We start from the raw sequence: 8,957 nt of genomic DNA, 5'->3' as shown, positions 1-8,957 counted from the left end.
GGAGCGCGCTTGCGCGCGATCGGGGCTTGCCGCGCGCACCCATCGCGCGCAAGCGCGCTCCTACAGGTTCAGATGGGGTTTGCCGCAAGCTCCATCGCGCACAAGCGCGCTCTTACAGTCAGGTGGCTTTTAACAGGAATACGCCGAAGGCGGGGGCTTCTGACAGCCATTGTTGTTCGACCACCCAGCCTGCCTGGGCGGCCAGCGCTGCGAACGACGCTGGGGTGAACTTGTGTGAGTTCTCGGTATGGATCGTTTCGCCGGCTTCGAAGGCGAAACGCTGCCCCGAGACCGTCACCGTCTGCGCCACGCTGCTGACCAGATGCATCTCGATGCGCGACTTCCCGGCGTTCCACAGGGCGCGATGCTCAAAGGAACCCACGTCGAAATCCGCGCCGAGTTCGCGATTGATCCGTACCAGTACATTCCGGTTGAACGCAGCCGTGATGCCTTCGGCATCGTCGTACGCCGCCAGCAACACATCGATCGGCTTGACCTGGTCGACCCCGACGATAAAGCGTGCACCGGGACCCAGGCGGCGACGCACGGCATACATCAGCGCCACGGCCTCGTCGGCTTCGAAGTTGCCGATGGTGGAACCCGGAAAGAAGGCGACCGCCGGCTTGTCTGCCAGTGCATCGGGCACCTCGATCCCACGGGTGAAATCGGCGACCACGGGCATGATGGACAGGCCGGGGTACGCCTCACGCAAGCGCTCGGCCGCGCCCTGTAACGCATCAGGGCTGATATCCACCGGCACATACGCCGAGAGAGACGGTTTCGCATCCAGCAACAGGCGGGTCTTCTCGCTGGCACCGCTACCTAGCTCGAGCAACACCGCGCCATCCGGGATTGCCTCGGCCAGCGCCGGGGCGATGGTCGTCAGCAAGGCCATTTCCGTGCGCGTCGGATAGTACTCGGGCGTCTCGCAGATGGCTTCGAACAACGCCGACCCCGCACCGTCATAGAAATACTTCGGGGAAAACGCCTTGCGCGACGCGGATAAACCCGCGAGCGTGTCGCGCAGGAAGCCCTGGCGCTCGTCGTCCTCGGCCAGCGCGAGATCGCGTGCCAGACGAAGCCCCGCGAACATCCAGCGCTGGCCCGGCCGGTAAAAATTGCGGTACGACGGCCGCGAATGCCCCGGCGGAGTCACCGAGGCGCCGCCGCGCAGCACCATCTGGCCACTCATGAATTTGCCGTTATATTCACCGACGGCATCGTCCGCCGCGCGAAACCCCGGGTACGCGGTGTAGGCGCTGGCGGTCCATTGCCATGCCGTGTCATAGACCTGATCGAGATCATGCCGCGTACGCACGGCGTGTTCCCACTCGGCTTCGGTCGGCAGGCGCGCGCCGGCCCAGCGCGCGTAGGCATCGGCTTCGTAGTAGCTCACGTGAACCACCGCGGCATCCGGATCGACCGGCTGCCAGCCGCCCGGGGTCATGTGGAACCAGCTGTCGTCCTCGCGCTGCCAATACTGAGGCGCGTCCCAGCCTTCGGCCTGGCATTGCGCCCAGCCATCCGAAAGCCAGAGTTCCGCGCGGCGGTAGCCGCCCAGGGCCATGAAGGCGAGCCACTGGCCGTTGGTGACCAGCCGGTCGGCGAGCTGGAATGGCTCCAGCCACGCGGTATGCCGCGGGCTTTCGTTATCGAAGGCGAATACCTCATCGGCCGCACCGATACGCACGGGGCCACCGGCGACATGCCGGTAGCGGCCTGCAGGGCCGGCCTCGATCGCCGGCCATGCCGGATCGAACGCCGGCTTCAGTGGCGATTGTGCAAACAGGTGCTGCACATCCATCACCAGCAGTTCCTGGTGCTGCTCTTCGTGCGCAAGGCCCAGGCGCAGCAGTGCTTCGTGCTCGGCATCCAGACCCGCGGCAATGAACTGGCGCATATGCGTATCCACGTGGCGCCGGTAGGCGCGGACGCCCTCGACACCCGGCCGGGTCACCAGGCCGCGCATCGGCCGCGGGTGACGTGGACCGACCGCTTCGTAGTACGAATTAAAGAGGTAACCGTACGTCGCATCGAACACGCTATAGCCCGGCACGTTGGGACCGAGCAGGAAGGTTTCGAAGAACCATGTCGTATGGGCGAGGTGCCACTTGGCCGGACTCGCGTCTGGCATAGACTGCACCTGCATGTCTTCCGGGCCGAGCGCGGCCACCAGCGCATCGGTGCGTGCTCGCACGGCGTCATAGCGCGCAGCAAGGGTCAACGCCGGCGCGGCCGTACAGTTCACGGGGGCCGCGGCGCTGCCAGTGGCCCAGGTATCAAGGATAACTTGCATGGAAATAAACTCCGGTGGCTCAGTCGGGCGTGTGCTCGATCGTCACGCGGTCGGGGTAGAAGGCCAGGTGGTTGCCAATGGCCGCGACGTACTCACTCGGCGTTTCGTACGTCCAGATCGCATTGATCGCCGCCTCGCTGTTCCCGGGCAGGCTGTAATACGACGCTTCGCCCTTATACGGGCACCACGTGGTGTGCTCGGTCCGGCGCAGGAGCACCATGTCGGCGTCCTCACGGGGGATGTAGAGCACGGCGGGGTAGCTGGCCTCTTTCAGGCTCAGCGCATGGCGGGTATCTGCGATGACCTGGTCGCCAAAGCGTACGACCACGCGGCCGCCCGCAGGCGTTACCGTGATCGGGTGATCGGGGCCGGGAATCCTGACGGGACGGGAGGACATGCCACTCTCCTTCAATACGGGCGTGCAGACGGAAGATCGTGGGACCGGCTGCCGCCGATGCCAAGCCTACAGGCTGGAAAAGGTGAAATGTCTCGCAGGCACAGATGGCAGGATTGGATATTCCTGCCCGGCTAACGCCTGTCTTGCCCTAGTCCTGCCGGGCCGGCCGGGCAAAACGGTAGTGGGCCACCAGCCATTCGCTGCCGCCCGCATAGCCGAACAGCTCCGCACAGGCCATCCAGAACATGCGCCAGCGCTGGAACCATAGCCGGGCCGCGTCGCCGTAGGCCTCACGCAGCACCACCATCACCGCGTCATGATTCGCATCCTGGCGGGCGAGCCAATGGTTGGCCGTGCGTTGGTAGTGGGTCCCGTCCACCAGCCAACGCTGTTCGATATGCAGATCCTGCTGGAACCATAGCAGCGTATCCGCCGACGGCATCAGGCCACCGGTGAAGAAGTGCCGGGCCATCCAGTCGTTGTCGCCATCGGTATCGAACGGATACATGAGGGTGCGGTGGGCGAAGAGGTGCACGAAGAGCTTGCCACCGGGTTTCAGCCAGCGGCTGATCCGGCCAAGCAGGGTGGCGTAATTGCGCATGTGCTCGAACATCTCGATCGATACGCAGCGGTCGAATTCCCGCTCGTGCAAGGTGAGCGAATTCACATCGGCGGTGATGACCTGCACGTTGTGGATGTTCAGTTCGGCACAGCGCGCCTCGATATGCCGGCGTTGCGGTGCGGAGTTCGAGACCGCCGTGATCCGGGCGCGCGGGTATTGGTGGGCCATCCACAGCGTGAGTGAGCCCCAGCCGCAACCCAACTCGAGGATCGACTGGCCATCGGCGAGGTCGGCCCGTGCGCCGTAGAGCGCGAGCATGGCCTCTTCAGCCTCGTCCAGGCTCATGTCCGGCCGTGTGTAGTAGCAACTGGAGTATTTGAGCCGGTGTCCGAGGCAGAGTTCGAAGAAAGCCGGCGGCAGCTCGTAATGCTGGCCGTTGGCCGCATCGGTGTGGATGGCGACCTCGCTGTGCCGCAGGGCCTCGATCAGCGTCTGGAAACGCTTTGCGGTGGCATCGGCGCCGCCGTGCTGTTCGTGGGCCAGGCGCGCCGCGCAAAGGCGGCGGATGCCAGCGCGGAGCAAGGCATCCGGAACGAGCCCGCGTTCGGCGAGACCGAGCACGCCGGCGGCCGCACCGTCTTCTCGGGTGTAGCTCGCACCGTTAGCGATCGTATTCATGCGTCCTCGCGGGGATGCCTGGGAAACCATGGGAAGAAAACGGGGGTGTCGCGCTGGTAACGGCGGTACTCGTCACCGCGCGAGCGCAGCGCCTGCGCCTCGGTGAGCGGCACGCCGCTCACATGACGCACGAACAGGAACATCAGCACGGGGCCGATCAAGGCGAGCCAGACCAGCGGTGAGCCGGCGGCCAGGAACACATAAGTGAACCAGTGCAACCATTCAAAGAAATAATTCGGGTGGCGCGAGTAACGCCACAGGCCGTCACGGCAAGTCTTCCCGCGATGCGCGGCGGCGGCGCGGAAGCGGGCCAGCTGGCGATCCGCCAGCGACTCACCGGCAACACTGATCAGCCACGTGACGATCGCCACTGCCGTCCAGGCGCTGGCGCCCTCGGCGTTCGCCGCCACCGCGATGAAGGGCACCGCGCATAGCCCGACAAGAAAGGCCTGGAACTGGAAGAAAGCGAAGAACTTGCCTTGATGGCCGCGCCAGTGCGCGCGCAGTTGCTGGTAGCGGCCATCCTCGGCTTCGCCGCGCACCCGTTGCCACAGATGCAAGGCAAGCCGCACTCCCCACGCGCCGCCAAGCAGGGCAAGCAGCACTCGCGTCGAGGCAGCGCCCTGCCCTACCAGCGCCGCGAACACTGCCGCCCCCGCCAGCCCGGCGGCCCACAGCGCATCCACGATGCCCGCATTGCGATGGCGGCGCTGCCACGCCCAGCCACCCGCCATGACCCAGGCAGCCGTCAGCCAGATCGTGAGCAGCGTATTGAGCGTGCTCACGGCGGCGTACCAGGTTTGCGAAACAGCAGATGCGACACACCAATGGAGCGTTCCAGGAAGGCCCCTTCGCAATACGCGAGGTAAAACTCCCACATCCGCAGGAAGCGATCATCGAAACCTTGTTCGCGCACCTCGGCTCGCGCCGCAAGGAATCGTTCCCGCCAGGCATGCAGTGTCCGCGCGTATGAAGGGCCGAAGTCATCCTGGCGAACCAGCGCGAGATCGCTGCTACGCGTCTTCGCATCGAGCATCGCGTTTAGCGAAGGGATGAAGCTGCCTGGAAAAACGTGGCGCTTGATGAAGTCAATCGAGGTCAGTGCCTGTGCGTACCGATGATCTTCAATGGTAATCGCCTGCAGCAACGCCTGGCCGCCAGGACGCAGCAATGCGCCGAGCTTACCGAAGTAGGTTTCAAGGTATTCGGCGCCGGTCGCCTCGATCATCTCGATCGACACGAGCTTGTCGTACTGTCCATCCAGGTCGCGATAGTCCTTCAACAACAGGGTGATCCGCTCGCCCAACCCTGCCTCCGCGACACGCTGCGCGGCAAGCGCATGTTGCTCACGCGAGATCGTAGTGGTGGTCACGTGGCAACCATAGTGGCGTGCGGCATGCAGAGCGAAGCCGCCCCAGCCCGTGCCGATCTCCACGACGCGATCGCCCGGGCCCAGGTCGAGCCACTGGCATACGCGATCAAGTTTGCGCCGTGAGGCCACGTCGAGCGTATCGTCCGCGTGCTCCCACAGCGCCGATGAGTACATCAGGTCATTCGACAGGAACAGGCCGAAGAAGTCGTTGCCGAGGTCGTAGTGCGCGGCGATGTTGCGCCGGCTACCCCCACGCGTATTCCGGCGCAGCGCACCCCACGCCTTCATCGCCCAGCCACCGACGCGGGCCATGCCACCTTCCATGCTATCGAGCAGGTCCCGGTTGCGTACCAGAAGGCGGATCAGGCCGACGAGATCATCGCAAGCCCACTGACCCTCCATGAAGGATTCGCCCGCACCGACGCTGCCGTTGCCGGCAACGGCCCGGTAGAAGCCAAGGTCGCGCACGCTCACATGAACTACCGCCGGGTGGTCGGGCTCACCCAGCTCTACCCGGCCGAGCATGTCGGTGAGCACCAGGCGCCCCTGGCGCATCGCTGCCATTCGCGCCAGCAACTGGCCACGCAGGAAGCGCAGGCCACGTGAGGCCGTAGCGTTCGCCGGGTTATGGACGATGGCGTTCATAGAGCCCCTTCGGCGTCTTGCCTGGGTGGTCATGGACGGGATTGCGCTTGAGCCACAGGCGAAGCGCTTCGAAGTGGATGGCACCGATCACCTGAGCGGTCATCAACGGATAACGCCACAGCACACGGGCCAACGAAGCGCCGGCGAGCGGAAGCCTCTTCAGCGCAAGATGTGCATCAAACTCACGCTCGCCATCGCGAAACACATCCATGTGCACGGCCAACCGCTCGCCCGGGTCGGTGAAGCGCCAACGATACGTCCGGTCCATCGGCATGAACGGCGACACGTGGAAGACCTTGGCGAAACGGTCATCGACAGCATAGCCGCTGCCGTCCACCGAGGCCGGAAGCACGTACGCGTGCCGCTCGCGCCACGGCGTATTGGTGATCTCGGCGAGCACGGCGACCAGGGTTTCGCCATCTGCCGCATAGCAGTAATAGAAGCTCACGGGATTGAACACGAAACCGGCGTAACGCACATGTGTCAGCAAGCGCACTGGGCCGGACGGCCGCTCGCCAAGCACATGGGCGACGCGCTCGCGCACCGCGTCCGCCAGCGGCACCCCGGGATCGCCGAAGTAATCGGCGCGGCGGAACTCGGCGAGGTTGCGACGCTTCGCCGACCACAGCCAGCGCGACGCGAACACCTGGTCTACCTCATCCAGATCCAGCCATAGCTGCGCCATGCGATAGCGGAACGCATGCGGATGGGGCGCATGCCGGCGATGGGTCACGACGCCCTCATACACCGCGCTGGCAAACGTGTCGCTCATGCCAGCACCCGGCGCGCCGCCACGACGCGGTCAAAATCGCGCATGAGGTCCATGGCGCTGCGTATTCCATCTTCGTGGAAGCCCCATCCCCAGTAGGCACCAGCGAACCAGGTGCGACGCACACCCTGGATCTCCACCCTGCGCGCCTGCGCGGCCACCGAGGCATGGGAGTACATGGGGTGGTGGTAGGTCAGGCGCCGCAACACTTTCACTGGATCAATGGCGGCCGTGCGGTTCAGGGTCACGACGAACGGTTCCGGTGACTCGATGCCCTGCAGCAGGTTCATGCAGTAACTCACCGTACAGGCCTCGCCTGGCGTCGCCGGTACCCAGGCATTCCACGCGGCCCAGGCCTTGCGCGAACGCGGCAACAGCGTGGTATCGGTGTGCAGCACGGTTTCATTAGGCTGGTAGACCATGGCGCCGAGGATCTCGCGCTCGCGCGGGTGGGCATCCGCCAGCAGTGCCAGTGCCTGGTCGGCATGGCACGCCAGCACGACCTCATCGAAGGCCTGCGTACCGCGACGGCTGGTGACGTCGATTCGGTCGCCGTGGCGGGCGATCGATTGCACCGGCGTCGCGAGGTACTCGCGCAGGTGCCAGCGCGCCCGCAAGGCCTCGACGTAACGTGCCGAACCCCCGGCAACGACCCGCCATTCCGGCCGTCCCGTGGCCTGCAGCATGTGGTGGTTGGCCATGAAACGCACGAGGTACTTGGCAGGAAAACCGAGGATGCCGGCCGAGGCCGATGACCATAGCGCGCAGGCCATCGGCACGAGATGCTCATCGCGGAACATCGCACCATAACGGCCTTCGTCGAGATACTCGCCCAGGGTGGGGCCTTCACCCGGCAGGGCCAGCAGCGCGGGGGCTTCGCGGTAAAACCGAAACAGGTCGCGCAACATGCCGTGGAAGCGCGGCGACCACAGGTTACGTCGCTGGCAGAACAGCGAATCGAGCGAGGTGGCGTTGTATTCCAGGCCGGACGCTTCGCTACGCACCGCAAAGCTCATGGTGGTCGGCCGGGTCGCGACGCCAAGGTCTTCAAACAACGCCGTCAGCAAGGGGTAGTGCACCGGGTTATGCACGATGAAACCGGTATCGACGGCGTACTCGCGCCCTCGCAGCGTGACGCGGTGGGTATCCACGTGGCCGCCGAGATGATCGCTCGCCTCGAACAACGTGACCTCATGGCTGTGCGAGAGCAGCCATGCCGAGGCCAGCCCCGCGATACCCGAACCGACCACGGCGACGCGCATGCGCTCAGTGCTCCATCTTGGTCCGCACCCAGGCGGGAATCGGTTTGAGTTCGCTCACCAGGCCGAGCTGCGCCATGAGCCAGAGGCCGTACCAGGTCAGGTCCACCTCCCACCAACGGAAGCCTTGACGCACCGTGCCCGGGAAGAAGTGATGGTTGTTGTGCCAGCCCTCGCCGAAGGTGAACACGGCCAGCCAGGCGTTGTTGCGACTGTCGTCACGCGTTTCGAAGCGGCGCGTGCCGAAGCGATGCGCCAGTGAGTTGATCGTCACCGTGGCATGGAACAGCACGACGGTGGAGATGAAGAAGCCCCAGACCAGCATCTGCCAGCCCGTCGTGCCCAGCCCCGGGGCGACACACTCAAGCAGTTTGCCCAGGCCAAATAGCGCCACGGCGAGCAGCACGGGCACGGCCGTGTCGTAACGATCCAGCCAACGCAGCTCCGGGAAAGCGGCAAAATCGGGGACCCGGTCGAGATTCGTGCGAAAGCCACGAGGCGTCAGGAACCAGCCGGCGTGGCTCCATAAAAAGCCATGCACGCGAGGCGAATGCGGGTCTGCGGGTGTATCGGCGTGCCGGTGATGATGGCGATGGTGCGCCGCCCACCACAGCGGGCCGCGTTGCACACACGACGCGCCGATGACACCGAAGAGGAACTGCACGGTGCGCGAGGTACGGAAGGTACGGTGCGAGAAGTAGCGATGATAGAAACCTGTCAGCGCGAACATACGCACCGCGTACATTGCCACGGCCACGAGCACCGCCACCGTCGAGACCCCCGCCCAGATCACCGCCACGCAGGCTAGATGCATCGCCACGAAGGGGGCGGCGCGCAGCCAGTCGATCCGGTCCTCCCGGACGGCGCCGGCCGGCGTGTCGTTTGATGTGTCGAACCAGCGGCGAATCACCCACAGGCGGGATGCAGCGGGGGAAGCGTCGGTAGCGGAAGGGGAACGCATGGCGCGGCAGGCTCCGTG

At 65.2% G+C, this 8,957-nt stretch carries 8 protein-coding genes; all 8 read right to left on the bottom strand.

All coding sequences use genetic code 11. The annotated features are described in order from the left end of the window. Positions 1 to 118: 118 nt before the first annotated feature. The 8 genes from egtB to VGN46_RS16945 all read right to left on the bottom strand — a co-directional run bounded on the left by egtB (position 119) and on the right by VGN46_RS16945 (position 8,939). On the bottom strand, positions 119 to 2,296 hold the full coding sequence (gene egtB, locus VGN46_RS16980) for an ergothioneine biosynthesis protein EgtB (protein ID WP_331645360.1): 2,178 nt from the start codon (positions 2,294 to 2,296) through the stop codon (positions 119 to 121). Between the two features lie 19 nt (positions 2,297 to 2,315). Next, a complete protein-coding gene (locus VGN46_RS16975) occupies positions 2,316 to 2,693 on the bottom strand; it encodes a DUF427 domain-containing protein (protein ID WP_331645359.1) in 378 nt (125 codons plus the stop codon). A 148-nt stretch (positions 2,694 to 2,841) separates the two neighbouring features. After that, the gene (locus tag VGN46_RS16970) at positions 2,842 to 3,933 is read right to left on the bottom strand and encodes a cyclopropane-fatty-acyl-phospholipid synthase family protein (RefSeq protein WP_331645357.1); all 1,092 of its coding nucleotides are present in this window, start codon (positions 3,931 to 3,933) and stop codon (positions 2,842 to 2,844) included. Then, on the bottom strand, positions 3,930 to 4,667 hold the full coding sequence (locus tag VGN46_RS16965; protein WP_331645368.1) for a DUF1295 domain-containing protein: 738 nt from the start codon (positions 4,665 to 4,667) through the stop codon (positions 3,930 to 3,932). The genes VGN46_RS16970 and VGN46_RS16965 overlap by 4 nt, the downstream gene beginning before the upstream one ends. A 47-nt stretch (positions 4,668 to 4,714) precedes the next feature. Then, positions 4,715 to 5,950, bottom strand: a complete 1,236-nt coding sequence (locus VGN46_RS16960; RefSeq protein ID WP_331645355.1) for a cyclopropane-fatty-acyl-phospholipid synthase family protein — start codon at positions 5,948 to 5,950, stop codon at positions 4,715 to 4,717. Beyond that, positions 5,931 to 6,722, bottom strand: a complete 792-nt coding sequence (locus tag VGN46_RS16955; RefSeq protein WP_331645353.1) for a DUF1365 domain-containing protein — start codon at positions 6,720 to 6,722, stop codon at positions 5,931 to 5,933. Before VGN46_RS16955 ends, VGN46_RS16960 begins: the two co-directional genes overlap by 20 nt. Continuing rightward, positions 6,719 to 7,981 (bottom strand): NAD(P)/FAD-dependent oxidoreductase, encoded by a 1,263-nt coding sequence (locus VGN46_RS16950; RefSeq protein ID WP_331645351.1) that lies wholly within the window; start codon positions 7,979 to 7,981, stop codon positions 6,719 to 6,721. The genes VGN46_RS16955 and VGN46_RS16950 overlap by 4 nt, the downstream gene beginning before the upstream one ends. Before the next feature lie 4 nt (positions 7,982 to 7,985). Further along, positions 7,986 to 8,939, bottom strand: coding sequence for an acyl-CoA desaturase (locus VGN46_RS16945; RefSeq protein ID WP_331645349.1), 954 nt, complete (start codon positions 8,937 to 8,939; stop codon positions 7,986 to 7,988). Between the last annotated feature and the right edge of the window lie 18 nt (positions 8,940 to 8,957).

This window comes from Luteibacter sp. (assembly GCF_036500425.1).
Lineage (GTDB): Bacteria > Pseudomonadota > Gammaproteobacteria > Xanthomonadales > Rhodanobacteraceae > Luteibacter.
Note: the sequence above shows the minus strand (reverse complement) of the source record. Positions and strands in the feature narration are given on the sequence as shown.

Excerpts from the sequence above, each read along its gene's own strand:
- VGN46_RS16975 (WP_331645359.1), bottom strand. The coding sequence starts at position 2,693 with ATGTCCTCCCGTCCCGTCAGGATTCCCGGCCCCGATCACCCGATCACG.
- VGN46_RS16960 (WP_331645355.1), bottom strand. The coding sequence starts at position 5,950 with ATGAACGCCATCGTCCATAACCCGGCGAACGCTACGGCCTCACGTGGC.
- VGN46_RS16970 (WP_331645357.1), bottom strand. The coding sequence starts at position 3,933 with ATGAATACGATCGCTAACGGTGCGAGCTACACCCGAGAAGACGGTGCG.
- VGN46_RS16945 (WP_331645349.1), bottom strand. The coding sequence starts at position 8,939 with ATGCGTTCCCCTTCCGCTACCGACGCTTCCCCCGCTGCATCCCGCCTG.
- VGN46_RS16950 (WP_331645351.1), bottom strand. The coding sequence starts at position 7,981 with ATGCGCGTCGCCGTGGTCGGTTCGGGTATCGCGGGGCTGGCCTCGGCA.
- VGN46_RS16965 (WP_331645368.1), bottom strand. The coding sequence starts at position 4,667 with ATGGCGGGTGGCTGGGCGTGGCAGCGCCGCCATCGCAATGCGGGCATC.
- VGN46_RS16955 (WP_331645353.1), bottom strand. The coding sequence starts at position 6,722 with ATGAGCGACACGTTTGCCAGCGCGGTGTATGAGGGCGTCGTGACCCAT.
- egtB (WP_331645360.1), bottom strand. The coding sequence starts at position 2,296 with ATGCAAGTTATCCTTGATACCTGGGCCACTGGCAGCGCCGCGGCCCCC.